The organism is Candidatus Accumulibacter sp. ACC003 (genome assembly GCF_907163085.1).
Taxonomy (GTDB): Bacteria; Pseudomonadota; Gammaproteobacteria; order Burkholderiales; family Rhodocyclaceae; genus Accumulibacter.
On the sequence record NZ_CAJQTX010000002.1, the window covers coordinates 400,395 to 414,655 of the forward strand.

Consider the following 14,261-nt stretch of genomic DNA (forward strand, 5'->3'; position numbering starts at 1 on the left):
AGGGAAATCAGTGAAACCACACCTTTCAAGACAGCTGTCATCCTGGCTATGCCTCGGCGCGATTGCCGCCGCCAGTGGTTGCGCGACGACCGCCGAGAGCGATCCGGCCGATCCCTTCGAGGATTTCAACCGGGCGATGTTTTCGGTCAATGAAGGCCTCGACAAGGTGGCCATCAAGCCCATCGCGCAAGGCTACGACGCGGTCACGCCACTGCCGGTGAAGGTCGCCGTCGGCAATTTCTTCGGCAACATCTGGGACTCCTGGACGGCGATCAACAACCTGCTGCAGGGCAAGGGCGGCGACGCGCTGTCGGACGTCGGGCGGGTGTTGATCAACAGCACCATCGGTATCGGCGGCGCTTTCGACGTCGCCAGTGAGATGGGGCTGACCAAGCACTCCGAAGAATTTGGCCAGACGCTCGGCAAATGGGGAGTCGGCGACGGACCGTACTTCTACTGGCCGGTGATCGGACCGCGGACGACCCGCGACACCTTCGGCTGGATGGTGGACACTTTCTACGACCCGGTCTGGCGCGTGGACAATATTCCGCTGCGCAACAGCCTGGTGTCGCTGCGCTACGTCGACCTGCGGGCCAGCCTGCTGCCAACCGACAAGGTCGTCGAAGAGGCCGCTTTCGACAAGTACACGTACATCCGGGACGCCTACCTGCAGCACCGCCGCAATGAAGTTTTTGACGGCGATCCGCCGCGCATACCGGTCAACTACTAGGCCTGTGCCACGCCAGCCGCCGCTGCGGCTGGCACCAACCCCTACTTGCACGGAAAAAAACTTTATGAAACGACTACTACCTCTAGTTCTTGGCTTGTTGTTGCTGTCCGGCTCGGCCGCCGCCGTTGAGCGTTCGCCGGATGCGCTCATCCAGCAGGTCACCGATGACGTTCTGACCATCGTTCGCCAAGACAAGGACATCCAGAGCGGCGACACCTCGAAAGCCATCGCGCTGGTAAATGCCAAGGTGCTCCCGTATTTCGACTTTCAGCGGATGACCGCGCTGGCGGTCGGCCGCAACTGGAGCAAGGCGACACCCGAGCAGAAAAAGACGCTGACCGAAGAGTTCAAGAAGTTGCTGGTGCGCACCTATTCGAATGCGCTGACCTCGTACAAGGACCAGACCGTCACCTATCGCCCGAGCAAAATAGACGCTGCCGAGACTGACGTGGTGGTCAAGACCGAGATCGTCCAGCCCGGCAGCAAGCCCGTGCAGCTCAGTTACGCGCTCGAGAAACAGGGCGACGGCTGGAAGATTTACGATGTCATCGTCGCCGGCGTCAGCCTGGTGACCAATTACCGCAGCTCGTTTTCGCGAGAAGTCCGCGACAACGGCATAGACGGTCTGAGCCAGATGCTCAGCGACCGCAACAAGCAACTCGAAGCCGGCAAGAAATGATCGAGCAGGTGGAGGGCGGCCTGCGCGTCAAGGCGCCGATGCTCATCGCCAACGCGAACGCCTTGCTCGACGCCGGGCGCCGCGTTCTGGGCGCCGCCGCCAGAGGCCAGGCGGTGCTGGATCTTGGCGGCGTTGACGAAGTCGATTCGTCGGCGCTGAGCGTCATTTTTGCCTGGCAACGCAGCGCCACCAAGCGTGGTGTCGATTTGCGCCTGCGCAATCCCCCGGCGAACATGATCAGCCTGGCCGCGCTTTACGGCGTATCCGAACTGCTGCCGCTCGCCTGACAGGCTGGCACCGCTTCTTCCCGCTTCTTCCCGCTTCGTCGCCTGTACTGATGTCATGAGCATCGCCGTTGCCATTGATCGCGTCGAAAAACATTTTGGCTCGCTGCGGGCGCTGGCCGGCGTTTCGCTGCAGATTGCCGAAGGCGAGTTCTTCGGTCTGCTGGGCCCCAACGGCGCCGGCAAAACGACGCTGATTTCGTGCCTGGCTGGTCTCGTCAGGCCAGACGCAGGCACGCTGAGCGTCCTCGGCCACGACGTCGTCGGCGATTACCGCGAAGCGCGGCGCCGGCTTGGCGTGGTCCCGCAAGAGCTTGTTTTCGACCCGTTTTTCTCGGTCCGCGAAACGCTGCGCATCCAGTCCGGCTACTTCGGAATCCGCAACAACGACGACTGGATCGACGAAATTCTCGCCAACCTCGATCTGACCAGCAAGGCCGAGGTCAATATGCGGCGCCTGTCGGGCGGCATGAAGCGGCGAGTCCTGGTCGCCCAGGCGCTGGTACACAAGCCGCCGGTGATCGTCCTCGACGAACCCACCGCCGGCGTCGACGTCGAGCTGCGCCAGGGCCTCTGGCAGTTCGTCCGGCGCCTCAACCAGGACGGGCATACGGTAATCCTGACCACCCACTATCTCGAGGAGGCCGAAGCCCTGTGCGGGCGCATCGCGATGCTCAAGCAGGGGCACGTGGTGGCCCTGGACACCACCCGCAACCTCCTGGCGCGCGTCGCTGGGCAAACCCTGCAGCTGCGCCTGGCAGCGGCGCAGACGCTGCCGCCGGCACTGCGTGAGCGGGCGACGGAGAGCGCGGCAACCTGGACCTTCCATCTCGACAGCCTGAACGAAATCGAACCTTTGCTGGCCGCTCTGCGCGAGGGCCACTGCGTCGTCGACGACCTGCGCCTGACGCAGACCGACCTCGAGGACGTCTTCCTCGGGGTCATGAAAAACAGTGGCAGCGCCGCGCCGGCCGCTTGCCGATGAGTGGCTTCCGGACCCTGCTCTACAAGGAGCTCCTGCGTTTCTGGAAAGTGAGCTTCCAGACCGTCGGCGCGCCGGTACTGACGGCCCTGCTGTACCTGATGATCTTCTCGCACGTGCTCGAGTCGCACGTCCGCGTGCACAGCGTGCCCTACGCGGCCTTTCTGATTCCCGGGCTGGTGATCATGTCGGCGCTGCAAAACGCCTTTGCCAATAGCTCGTCGAGCCTGATCCAGTCGAAAGTGACGGGCAGCGTGGTCTTCGTGCTGCTGCCGCCGATCTCCTACGTCGAGTTCTTTCTGGCCTATGTCGTTGCCGCGATGCTGCGCGGCGTGATGGTCGGCAGCGGCGTCCTGCTGGTGACCATGTGGTTCGCACCGCTCACCTTCATCGCGCCGATGTGGATCGTGCTGTTCGTCGCCATCGGCGGCGCCATCATGGGCGCGCTGGGAATGATCGCCGGCATCTGGGCAGACAAGTTCGACCAGTTGGCGGGCTTTCAGAACTTCCTGATCATGCCCCTGACGATGCTCTCGGGCGTCTTCTACTCGATCCACTCGCTACCGGAATTCTGGCAGCTGGTGTCGCGTTTCAACCCCGTGTTCTATATGATCGACGGCTTTCGCTTCGGCTTTTTCGGTGTCTCGGACGTAGCACCGGAGCTCAGCTTGGCGGTCGTCGTAGGCAGCTTCCTGGTGGTCTCGGCGGCAACGCTGGCACTGCTCAGAAGCGGTTACAAACTGAGGTCATGAATTATGATGCAGCCTGAACAAGTCCGTAAAATCATCGCCGACGGGATGTCGTGCGAACACCTGCAGGTCGCTGGCGACGGCCAGCATTTCGAGGCCCTGATCGTCAGCAGCGAGTTCGTCGGCAGAAACCGCGTGCAACGGCAGCAACGAGTCAACGAAGTGCTGCGTGCGCATTTCAACAGCGGCGAACTGCACGCCCTGTCGATGAAAACCCAGACCCCGGACGAATGGAGTGCGACGCGTGGATAAGCTGCTGATCCAGGGCGGCACGCCGCTGTCCGGAGAAATCGCCATTTCCGGCGCCAAGAACGCGGCGCTGCCGATCCTCTGCGCCAGTCTGCTGTCGTCCGATCCTCTGCGTCTGACCAACGTGCCGCGACTGAAGGACATCTCGACGATGCTGCGCCTGCTCAAGCAGATGGGCGTCAAAGTCGCCGACGGGGGTCTCGACGGCCTGGTATTGAACAGCAAGGGGCTCGACAATCCACTGGCGCCGTACGACATGGTCAAGACCATGCGCGCGGCGATCCTGGTCCTCGGCCCTTTGCTGGCGCGTCATGGCGAGGCGCGCGTGTCATTGCCGGGGGGCTGCGCGATCGGTGCGCGGCCGGTCGAGCAACACATCAAGGGCTTGCAGGCCATGGGTGCCGAGATCCACGTCGAGCACGGCTATATCCACGCCCGGGCGCGGGGAAAACGTGGCCTCGAAGGGGCACGCATCGTCACCGACATGGTCACTGTCACCGGCACCGAAAACCTGATGATGGCAGCCGTTCTGGCGAAGGGCGAATCAATTATTGAGAACGCCGCCCGCGAACCCGAGGTAATCGATCTGGCCAACTGCCTGGTGTCGATGGGCGCCCAGATTGCCGGTGCCGGCACCGACACGATCCGCATCCAGGGAGTCAAGCGCCTGCACGGCGCGACGCATGCGATCATGGCCGACCGCATTGAGACCGGCACCTATCTTTGCGCCGCCGCCGCTACCGGCGGCAAAATTCGTCTGACCAATACTTCCGCCGCTTATCTCGACGCGGTGGTCGACAAGTTGTTCGACGCCGGTTGCGAACTCGTCACCGAGCGCGACGCGATCACCCTGCAGGCGCCAGCGAGACTCAAGGCGGTGAGCATCCGCACCGCGCCCTACCCGGCTTTCCCGACCGACATGCAGGCGCAGTTCATGGCCATCAACTGTGTCGCCGAAGGATCAGCCGTGATTCGCGAGACGATCTTCGAAAATCGCTTCATGCACGCCGTCGAACTGATCCGTCTGGGAGCCAATATCAGGATCGACGCCAGCAACGCCATGGTCACCGGCGTCGACCACCTCGATGGCGCGACGGTGATGGCGACAGACCTGCGCGCCTCCGCCAGCCTGGTCATCGCCGGCCTGGTAGCGCAAGGCGAAACGGTGATCGAGCGGATCTATCATCTCGACCGCGGATACGAGGCGATCGAGGAAAAGCTCGGCCAACTCGGCGCACGCGTCAGCCGCCTGAGTTGAAACGGTGCCGCGCATAAAGATCCCTTGCTGATGACGCCCAAACAGTCGGCCTGAGTCGGCAGCGACGCCCGCGGACACGGGACGGGACGGGACGGGACGGGACGAGCGGCGCGAGAAGCCTGGCAACGCCGCCCCCGTCGGCGGCGCCATGACGGGTGAGAGCCCCGATGGCCAAGCACCGCGCGTGACGCGAGCGATCAGCCGAGCGCGGCGCCTTCGATCAGTTGCAGATCATTGTCCCGAGCGAAGTGGAGAACGAACCGATAAGCCATGGGTTCGACTTCGTACAAGCGTGCGTCTACGAAAACAGCCTTCTCGCCCTGATAATTTCGCGGACCGACATAAGGCGAATAGCGCATTCTCTTCTCGGCGCCGAAAGCCGACATAACTCCGCATAAGCGCTCAGCCCAGTCGCTGGGGCGGAACTTCTTGCCGGCGGTGGTCAAGCCGACGATGATGAAAGACGCGTGCGACGAAGTAGTCATATCTGGGGATTTTGGTAACGACCGGGCCGCCAACAGCGGCGTGCCTGGCGGGTTGTCATTGAACGCTTAGGGATGATTTCGACGGGGTGATTCTACCAGAAAGGAGGCTGCCTGACCGCTCTCGTGGCGCCGCCCAGCATGGCTATCGGGTTCGACTTCCGGCCGTATCGACGCCGGCCGTGCCGGCTCGGGCGCTTGCCACGAGTGCGACGTCGGGCGGCGCGGAAGGCCGCCATGAGCCGACTGCGCGCGCGACAGTGCCAAGCACTGCAATGGCAAACCGCGATGTTTGCAAGCGGCATTGGTGGGCGATAGTGGGATCGAACCACTGGCTTCCACCGTGTGAAGGTGGCACTCTACCGCTGAGTTAATCGCCCTTTTTTTTGCTGCTTGCCGAAGCGCCTGCCAGTCAGCGAGCTGGCCGACAGAAGGCGGGATTAGATCATAAGTCGCCAGGCGGGTCAATCCGGGCGGCCGACGGCGAGGCGCTCGTGCCGCGCTGCTCGGCAGACGAGGCGGCGCTTCGGGCGTTGTCAGGGGAAGCACCAACTCTGCTCTGCGGCAGCCGTTGACGGCCCCACATGACGGGATGTTATCTGACATAAATCGCCTCAAGCCGGCACCAGGAAGTCCTGACTGATACCGTCGCCAAGCACGTAAATGCGATCCATGAAATCGGTCAGATATTCGTGCAGCCCGCTGGCAAAGACATCCTCGATACGCGCAAAATGCAGTCCAGCGTGCAGCACGCCGGCTTGCCGCTGGGTCTCCGCCGAGCCGTTGTTGGCGATCAACTGCAGCATCCGGACGATGCCGTCGGAACACGCATGCAGCGACCTCGGCAGGTCCCGGCGCAGGATCAGCAGCTCGGCAACGCGGCCCGGGGTGATGGCGTCGCGATAGACCTTGCGGTAGACCTGAAATGCTGACAGCGAACGCAGCAGCGCACCCCAGCGGTAGAAGTCGCTGGCCCCCTCGTCGCCGTTGCGCAGGATGTGATACTGCATGTCGAGAATGCGAGCGGTATTGTCGGCGCGCTCGATGAGGCCGCCGAGGCGAATAAAGTGCAGGGCATCGTCGCGCAGCATGGTCCCGAAGGTCACGCCACGGATGACCGCCGAGCGTAGTTTGACCCAGTCGAAGAATTCGCTGACGCCGCGCGCGAGAATCTGCTCGAAGTCCTGCTGACGCAGTTCGATCCACGTGGCGTTCACGCTTTCCCACATCTCGGCGGTCATCGCGCCGCGTACGGCATGCGCGTTTTCACGCGCGGCGCGCACGCAGCTTAAGATCGACGACGGATTGCTCGCGTCGGAAACCATGAAGCGCAGGACATTCTCGACATTGGCCGTGTCGTAGACCTCGGCAAACGCGCCCTCCAGGCTGTTGAGCGCGAGAATTGCCCGCCAGTTCTCGTTCTGCGCGGCGAGCGACTGCGGCACCATCGACATCTGGTAAGAAACGTCCAGCAGACGGGCCAGGTTTTCCGCACGTTCGGCGAAACGTGCCATCCAGTAAAGGTGATCAGCGGTGCGGCTCAACATGTCTGCTCTCCGTACATCTCAGTTTTCCAAAACCCAGGTGTCCTTGGTCCCGCCACCCTGCGACGAGTTGACGACCAGCGAGCCTTCGCGCAGCGCAACCCGTGTCAGACCACCCGGCAGCATGCTGATGCTCTTGCCGGAAAGGACGAAGGGACGCAGATCAAGGTGGCGCGGCGCGATCCCAGACTCGACAAAGGTCGGACAGGTGGATAGCGCCAGCGTCGGCTGGGCGATATATTTTTCCGGTGCGGCGACGATCCGGGCGCGGAAATCCTCGATCTCGGCCTTGCTCGACGCCGGCCCGACGAGCATCCCGTAGCCGCCGGCGCCGTGCACTTCCTTGACCACCAGTTCAGGCAAGTGCGCCAGTACGTACTTGAGGTCGTCGGGCTTGCGCAGCATCCACGTCGGCACATTGTGGAGCGTCGGTTCCTCGCCGAGATAGAAGCGGATCATTTCCGGCACGTAGGGATAAATCGACTTGTCGTCGGCGACCCCAGCGCCGATGGCGTTGGCCAGCGTCACCTGGCCGGCACGATAGGCGGCGAGCAGGCCAGGAACGCCGAGCATCGACTCCTTGTTGAAGGCCAGTGGATCGAGGAAGTCGTCATCCAGCCGGCGGTAGATGACGTCCACGCGCTGCGGTCCCTGCGTAGTCCGCATGAATACCGTCTCGTCCTTGACGAAAAGGTCTCTACCTTCGACCAGTTCGACGCCCATCTGCTGCGCCAGAAAACTGTGCTCAAAATAGGCGCTGTTGTAGGTGCCGGGAGTCAACACCACCACCGTCGGGTCGACGACGCCTTTCGGCGCTACCGTGCGCAGGTTTTCGAGCAGCATGTCGGGATAATGCTGGACCGGCGCGACCTGGTGTCGCGAAAAGAGCTCGGGAAACAGCCGCATCATCATCTTGCGGTCTTCGAGCAAATAAGAAACGCCCGACGGGACGCGCAGATTGTCTTCCAGGACGTAGGACTCACCGGCACCAGCGCGCACCAGATCGACGCCGGCGATATGCGCATAAATTCCCGAGGGCACATCAACACCAACCATCTCGCGGCGGAATTGCGTGTTGTTCAGGACTTGCTCGGGAGGAATCCGACCAGCGCTGAGAATTTCCTGGTCGTGGTAAATATCGTGCAGAAAGGCATTGAGCGCTTTCACCCGCTGCCGCAGGCCGGCCTCCAGCATTGTCCACTCGGCCGCCGGAATGATCCGCGGAATGATATCGAAGGGGATCAGCCGTTCCGTGCCAGCCTTTTCGCCGTACACGGCGAAGGTGATGCCGACGCGGTGAAAGGCGGTGTCGGCCTCGGCCTGCTTGCGCAGGCGTCGCTCAGGCGGCATCGCTGCCAGCCATTCCGCAAAGACCCGGTAATGTGGGCGCAGCGTCCCGGCCGCGTCGTACATCTCATCGTAGAAATCAGCGTTCATCAGGCTCACCGCCAGTGTTGGATATTTCTAAGCTAGCACAAATCATGCCAAATCACGGAGACACGCGCAGACCAGCAATCGCGCCGCGGCAAGGCGCCCGCGGTGCCTGCACATGGTGCGCCGAGCGCCGACAAAGCACTCTGTTGGTGCGTCACAAGCGCCGCCATCGATCAGCGAGCAAGACTGATCGGGACGACCACTACTGCTCGCGGGCACCCGGGGGACCCGGATGACAGCGCCGCGCTGCCCATGGTACATTAGCACTCGCTTATATTTTGCCAGGAGCCGCCATGAAGAACGCTACCGCAATCGTCGTCGCCGTGTCGCTGCTATCGCTCATCCAGACCGCCGGCGCGCAGGATTCCGCTCAACTACTCGCTGAAACGCGCAAGACGGCGCTACCGGTGCTGCCTAAAGTCGTGCACGCCATGCAGACCGCCGTGCAAGAGAAAGGTCCGGTCGCGGCGATCGCCATCTGCAAGGAACAGGCGCCACAACTCTTGCAGGAGCTGCGACAGCAGACCGGCTGGAGTATCCGCCGCGTCAGCCTGAAGACCCGCAACGCGACGACCGGCACACCCGATGCCTGGGAGGCGCGACAACTGGCAGAGTTCGACATCCAGGTTGCCAACGGCGCCAAGCCCGAGCAACTTGAAATCGGCGAAATCCTTACCGCCGATGACGGCCAGCGCAGCTACCGCTACATGAAGGCACTGCCGGTCGCCGAGGTTTGCCAGACCTGCCATGGCCCTGCCGACGCACGCTCGGAAGCTCTCTCCGCTGCGCTGGCCAAGGACTACCCAGACGATCGTGCGAACGGCTATCGGGTCGGCGAGGTCCGCGGCGCACTGTCGGTCAAGCGGCCACTCTAGGGCTGATCATCGGCTGACCGCCGCCGTCCGGCGCCGCCGTGGCGGCTGGCTGGCGAATCGACCATTGGCGTTTGTCAGGACGCTTGCCGGGCGCCGCCCAAGAGGCCAAGCGGACGCCTCTGCCGGACTTGGCCGGAGCCTGAACGCCCCCACCCAGACCCACTTCTCGGCTACGAGCCGGCAATCGATGCGGCCGGCACGTTGCGTCTGGCGACACCGGTGTACAGCTGCCGCGGGCGAGCGATCTTGTATTCGGGATCGGCACGCATCTCTTCCCACTGCGCCATCCAGCCGGCCGTACGGGCGACGGCGACGATGCAGGCAAACATCGACGCCGGGATACCGAGTGCCTTCTGGAGAATACCCGAATAGAAGTCGATATTCGGGTAGAGCCGGTTCTTGACGAAGTAGGGATCTTCGAGCGCGATCTTGTCGAGGGCGATCGCCAGCTTGAACAGACGGTCGTTCTCGAGACCCAACTCCGTCAGCACATCGGTACACAGCTTGCGCATCAGCTTGGCGCGCGGGTCGAAGTTGCGGTAAACGTAGAGACCAAAGCCGGTCAGTTTGAAGCGGTCACCCTCGACTCGCGAACGGCTGATCATTTCAGCGACCCGCGAAACGTCGCCGACCTCGTCGAGCATCGCCAGGCAGGCCTCACTGGCGCCGCCGTGCACCGGACCCGAAAGGCAGGCAATCGCCGCGGAAATGCAGGCAAACGGGTTGGCTCCGGACGAACCCGCCATCCGTACCGTCGAGGTCGAAGCGTCCTGAGCATGGTCGGCGTGCAGGATCAGCAACCGGTCGAAGGCGCGTACCAGGACCGGGTTCGCCCGATACGCTTCGGCGGGCACGCCGAACATCATGTTCAAAAAGTTGGCGGCGTAGCCAAGATCGTTGCGCGGGCTGACGGGTGGCTGGCCGACGGTATACTTGTAGGCCATCGCCGCCAGCGTCGGCATCTTGGCAATGATTCGGTGGATGGTGAGACTACGCTGCTCGACGTCCGAAAAATCGGCCGCTTCGCGATGAAACGCCGACAGCGCGCCGACTACGCCGACCATCACCGGCATCGGATGCGCGTCACGCCGAAAGCCCTGGTAGAAGTTCACCATCTGCCCATGCACCGGTGCGTTCTTGCGGATCGTCGACTCGAAAGCCGCCCTCTGGGCAAGATTCGGCAGCTCGCCATTCTTCAATAAATGCGCGACTTCAAGAAAATCACACTGGTCGGAGAGCTGCTCGATCGGGTAGCCGCGATAGAGCAGCTCTCCTTTCGCGCCATCGATGAAGGTGATGCTCGACTTGCAACTGGCGGTCGACTCGAAGCCCGCATCGTAGCCGAAGTGATCGGTGTTGCCGCCCAATGCGCGAATGTCTACGCAGTCGTGGCCATGCGTCGGCGACAGAATCGGAAAGTCCACCGAGCCTTCGCCGGCAATGGTCAACGTCGCCTTACGTTCGATACTCATCACTTGATTCCCCTTCAGGTCCTTGACATCACGACTTGCAGTTTGAAGGCGCCGCCTTCGCTCTGCGCTCACTTTGTAGATCCTGCACGTCCCTGGTCGATCGCCATCTCGGTGCCCGCCGCCGCTGGCGTGCCGCTCGCCCTGTTTCAGGGCCATCAGCTGCCACTGGCGCACCCAAGCGGTGCCATCAGGCCATCAACACCAGCCGGCAGCTGCTTGCGCGAGGGAGCCCTTTGCTCGACAAGTGTACCGCAGTTCCGCCGACAAAGCCCTTTTGCAGCATCGCTCCGGCGGTCGTGCGAGATCGCCAAATCGGCAGCCGGGAAAGCGCCATTCGATGGCGCCGTGCAGGCGCCAGGTCGACGCTTGCACGAATATTGCTTGGGCCTTGTTGCTAACCCACCGGCGGCGTCCCAAGAGACGCCGCTTTGCGGACGATAAGATTCTGCGATCGACCAGGCGGGCCGCTTTGATCAACAAAGGACAACATGAAGACAGCGAAAATGCTTCCCTGGCTGGCGCGCCGAGCGGCAGTCAGCGATCACCGCGCCGAGGCACTGTGGATAAGCGCTTGCGGTCAGGCGGCGTCGGAGACCGGCGAGCACGACAACGCATGCTACTGGGGCGCGGCGAAGGAAAATCTGCTGGACTTGCTCGAAGGCGAGCGCCAGCGCACGCAGCCGCTGCCGGCCGGGCGCCTGCTGCTGATGCGCGGGCACGTCGAGCACTGCTCGGCGCCGGCGCGTCCATACCTGGCGCTGCTCAGGGTAGCACTCTCGACAAGGGCCATTGCTGCCCACTCCGGCGAGTCGAGATGAGCGACGATAGCGACGCCAGGAACGCCCTGATTGCCCTCTGCAAGGACCGCCTACAGACCGACCAGAAGGTGATTTGCCAGCACTTCCTGGAAGATGGTGACGTCGTCCGTCTGCTCGCCGAACGCTGCCGGCTGATCGACGACGTCCTCGGCGAACTGTGGAGGGCGCTTGACTTGCCGCCCTCGCTGGCCTTGCTGGCGGTGGGCGGCTACGGACGCGGTGAGCTGTACCCGGCCTCGGACGTCGATCTGCTGATCCTTCTACCGGCGCAACCCGACCCCTTGCTGAGCGCCCAGCTCGAACGCCTGGTCGCCCTGTTCTGGGACATCGGCTTGGAGACGGGCCACAGCGTGCGCACCATCGACGAGTGTCTGCAACAGGCAGCCAACAACATTACCGTGCAAACGTCGCTGATCGAGGCACGGCTGCTGGCCGGTAGCGCGTCACTCTTTGCAGACTTCTTCTTGCGGACCCGCGCCGGTCTGGAGGCCCTGAGCTTCTTCCAGGGTAAACGGATCGAACAGGAAGACCGCCATCAGCGCTTTGGCGAAACGCCCTACAGCCTGGAGGCGAACTGCAAGGAAGGCCCCGGCGGGCTGCGCGATCTACAGCTGATTCTGTGGATCACACAGCCCGCCGGCTACGGCAAATGCTGGAAGGATCTCGCGCAACGCGGCTTTATGACCGCCGCCGAAGAGCAGCTCCTGCAGTCGTGTGAAGATTTCCTGCGCGGCCTGCGCACACGCTTGCACCTGCTCGCCGGACGGCGCGAAGATCGACTGCTCTTCGAGTACCAGACGGCGCTGGCCGAGCAGCTCGGATTCACCGCCACAGCCGCCCGCCGCGCCAGCGAGATGCTGATGCAAAAGTATTATCGGACGGCAAAGACGGTAATGCAGATCAGTACCATCCTGCTGCACAACATCGGCGCGGCGCTGCTGCCGCCGCCGGAGCAAGCACCGCAGGCGATCAACGAGCGCTTCCAGAACACCCACGAGTTCCTCGACGTGGTCCACGAAGACGTTTTCAACGAAACGCCGACGGCGATCTTCGAGGCCTTTTTGCTGCTCCAGCAGCAAGCCGGTTTGCACGGGTTGACGGCCCGGGCGCAGCGCGCCCTGTGGCGTGCGCGGGCGCTGATCGAAGACGACTTCCGTAGCAACCCGGCCAACCGCGCCAACTTCCTGGAACTCTTCAAGAACGGCCAGCGGCTCACCGAGAGCTGCCGTCGAATGAACCAGTTGGGACTCCTCGGTCGCTATCTGCCCGCTTTCGGACGGATCGTCGGGCAAATGCAGCACGACCTGTTCCACGCCTACACCGTCGATCAGCACATCCTGCAGGTGATGGGCAAGCTCCGCCGCTTCAGCATCGAGGAGTTCGCGCACGAATACCCGCTGTGCAGCCGCCTGATCAGCGACTTCGGCAATCCCTGGCTGCTCTACATTGCCGCACTTTTTCACGACATCGCCAAGGGGCGAGGCGGTGATCACTGCCAACTCGGCGCCGTCGACACCAGACAGTTCTGCACCGAGCACGGCCTGCAAGCAGACGAGACCGAGCTGGCGGTGTGGCTCGTTGGCCAGCACCTGCTGATGTCCAGAACCGCCCAAAAGCAGGACATTTCGGACCCCGGCGTGATCGCGACGTTCGCCGCCAGCGTCGGTGACGAACGCCATCTGGTCGCACTCTACCTGCTGACCGTCGCCGACATTCGCGGCACCAGCCCGAAAGTATGGAATGCCTGGAAGGGCCAACTGCTCGAACAACTGTTCACCGCCACCCGGCGGCATCTCCGGTCGACTGAAACGCCGCCGATGGCCGCCGGCGTCATCGCCCAAAGGCAAGACGAAGCCAGGCGCGTGATGCGCTACCTGGCACTTCCAAAAGCGATCCATGAGCGCCTCTGGAAAGCGGTCGATACGGTCTATTTCCTCCGTCACTCGGCCGAGGAAATCGCCTGGCACGCGCGCACCCTGCACGATAGCCGCAAGCCCGAGCAAGCGCTGGTCAAGGCCCGCCTCAGCCCGCTCGGCGCGGGCATCGAAGTGATGGTCTACACGCACGATGAAAAGGACCTGTTCGTACGCATCGTCGGCTTCTTCAGCCGTGCCGGCTTCAGCATCGTCGACGCCAAGATCCACACCACGCGTGCCGGCTACGCGCTCGACACCTTCATTGTCCTCGACGTCAACAACCGCGGCGGCAGGCGCGAGATGATCAGCTACATCGAACACGAGCTGAGCGAGCGCTTGTCCGGACGCTTGCCAACCGACCAACCCGCGAGCGGCCGCATTTCGCGGCAGGTCAGACACTTCCCCTTGCAGCCGCTGGTGAATATCCAGCCGCTGGTCAGCCTCGAAGCCGACGAAACCGGCAAAATGTTCGTCCTCACCGTCGTTGCCGCCGATCGTCCCGGCCTGCTGTTCCTGATCGCTACACAACTGGCAGCGCATCGCGCCAATCTGCATACCGCCAAGATTGCCACGCTCGGCGAACGCGTCGAAGATACCTTCCTGATCAGCGGCGGCCATCTCGAGGAAAGCGCCAGCCGTGTCAAACTGGAAACAGATTTGCTGAAACAGCTACTGCTCTGAGCCTGCCGTCGCCGTCGTGCGCTGCCGCGCCGACACAGCCGCTTTGTCACTTTTCCGAAATGGCGCGTTGCGTGCCTAGAAGTCTTTTGCCATCACCTTTTGCTGCCC

General features: G+C 62.9%; 14 protein-coding genes and 1 tRNA gene. 10 read left to right on the forward strand and 5 right to left on the reverse strand.

Translation table 11 applies throughout. The features are described from left to right. Nucleotides 1-10 precede the first annotated feature (10 nt). The 7 genes from QZ656_RS05555 (at nucleotide 11) to murA (ending at nucleotide 4,931) form a co-directional block, all read left to right on the forward strand. Complete coding sequence (locus tag QZ656_RS05555) at nucleotides 11-730, forward strand: VacJ family lipoprotein (protein ID WP_366522110.1); 720 nt, start codon at nucleotides 11-13, stop codon at nucleotides 728-730. A 64-nt stretch (nucleotides 731-794) separates the two neighbouring features. After that, nucleotides 795-1,409 carry a phospholipid-binding protein MlaC gene (locus tag QZ656_RS05560; RefSeq protein ID WP_291992458.1) on the forward strand — a complete coding sequence of 205 codons (615 nt, stop codon included), beginning with the start codon at nucleotides 795-797 and terminating at the stop codon, nucleotides 1,407-1,409. After that, nucleotides 1,406-1,696: an STAS domain-containing protein gene (locus tag QZ656_RS05565; protein ID WP_291992459.1), complete on the forward strand. Its 291-nt coding sequence runs from the start codon at nucleotides 1,406-1,408 to the stop codon at nucleotides 1,694-1,696. The genes QZ656_RS05560 and QZ656_RS05565 overlap by 4 nt, the downstream gene beginning before the upstream one ends. Nucleotides 1,697-1,751: 55 nt before the next feature. Further along, nucleotides 1,752-2,678, forward strand: coding sequence for an ABC transporter ATP-binding protein (locus tag QZ656_RS05570; protein WP_291992460.1), 927 nt, complete (start codon nucleotides 1,752-1,754; stop codon nucleotides 2,676-2,678). Next, nucleotides 2,675-3,427, forward strand: a complete 753-nt coding sequence (locus QZ656_RS05575; protein ID WP_291992461.1) for an ABC transporter permease — start codon at nucleotides 2,675-2,677, stop codon at nucleotides 3,425-3,427. Before QZ656_RS05570 ends, QZ656_RS05575 begins: the two co-directional genes overlap by 4 nt. A gap of 3 nt (nucleotides 3,428-3,430) precedes the next feature. Beyond that, nucleotides 3,431-3,676, forward strand: coding sequence for a BolA family protein (locus QZ656_RS05580; protein ID WP_291992462.1), 246 nt, complete (start codon nucleotides 3,431-3,433; stop codon nucleotides 3,674-3,676). After that, a complete protein-coding gene (gene murA, locus QZ656_RS05585) occupies nucleotides 3,669-4,931 on the forward strand; it encodes a UDP-N-acetylglucosamine 1-carboxyvinyltransferase (RefSeq protein ID WP_291992463.1) in 1,263 nt (420 codons plus the stop codon). Before QZ656_RS05580 ends, murA begins: the two co-directional genes overlap by 8 nt. 197 nt (nucleotides 4,932-5,128) lie before the next feature. Here the strand turns inward: murA and QZ656_RS05590 are convergent, their stop codons facing one another. The 4 genes from QZ656_RS05590 to QZ656_RS05605 form a co-directional block, all read right to left on the reverse strand. Further along, the gene (locus tag QZ656_RS05590) at nucleotides 5,129-5,416 is read right to left on the reverse strand and encodes a DUF3579 domain-containing protein (protein WP_291992464.1); all 288 of its coding nucleotides are present in this window, start codon (nucleotides 5,414-5,416) and stop codon (nucleotides 5,129-5,131) included. A 302-nt stretch (nucleotides 5,417-5,718) separates the two neighbouring features. Further along, nucleotides 5,719-5,793 (reverse strand) — tRNA-Val (locus QZ656_RS05595). Between the two features lie 234 nt (nucleotides 5,794-6,027). Next, nucleotides 6,028-6,960: an alpha-E domain-containing protein gene (locus tag QZ656_RS05600; RefSeq protein WP_291992465.1), complete on the reverse strand. Its 933-nt coding sequence runs from the start codon at nucleotides 6,958-6,960 to the stop codon at nucleotides 6,028-6,030. An 18-nt stretch (nucleotides 6,961-6,978) separates the two neighbouring features. Beyond that, a complete protein-coding gene (locus QZ656_RS05605) occupies nucleotides 6,979-8,394 on the reverse strand; it encodes a circularly permuted type 2 ATP-grasp protein (protein WP_291992466.1) in 1,416 nt (471 codons plus the stop codon). A gap of 290 nt (nucleotides 8,395-8,684) precedes the next feature. On the opposite strand from QZ656_RS05605, the gene QZ656_RS05610 reads away from it, so the two are divergent. After that, nucleotides 8,685-9,266, forward strand: coding sequence for a DUF3365 domain-containing protein (locus QZ656_RS05610; RefSeq protein ID WP_291992467.1), 582 nt, complete (start codon nucleotides 8,685-8,687; stop codon nucleotides 9,264-9,266). 170 nt (nucleotides 9,267-9,436) lie between these two features. Here QZ656_RS05610 and gltA read toward each other — a convergent pair whose 3' ends face one another. Continuing rightward, nucleotides 9,437-10,738 (reverse strand): citrate synthase, encoded by a 1,302-nt coding sequence (gltA, locus tag QZ656_RS05615; protein ID WP_291992468.1) that lies wholly within the window; start codon nucleotides 10,736-10,738, stop codon nucleotides 9,437-9,439. Between the two features lie 488 nt (nucleotides 10,739-11,226). Here gltA and QZ656_RS05620 point away from each other — a divergent pair, with 488 nt between their 5' ends. Together QZ656_RS05620 and QZ656_RS05625 are read left to right on the forward strand one after the other, a co-directional pair. After that, complete coding sequence (locus QZ656_RS05620; protein ID WP_291992469.1) at nucleotides 11,227-11,556, forward strand: hypothetical protein; 330 nt, start codon at nucleotides 11,227-11,229, stop codon at nucleotides 11,554-11,556. After that, nucleotides 11,553-14,153 carry a [protein-PII] uridylyltransferase gene (locus QZ656_RS05625; protein ID WP_291992470.1) on the forward strand — a complete coding sequence of 867 codons (2,601 nt, stop codon included), beginning with the start codon at nucleotides 11,553-11,555 and terminating at the stop codon, nucleotides 14,151-14,153. Before QZ656_RS05620 ends, QZ656_RS05625 begins: the two co-directional genes overlap by 4 nt. Nucleotides 14,154-14,261 lie beyond the last annotated feature (108 nt).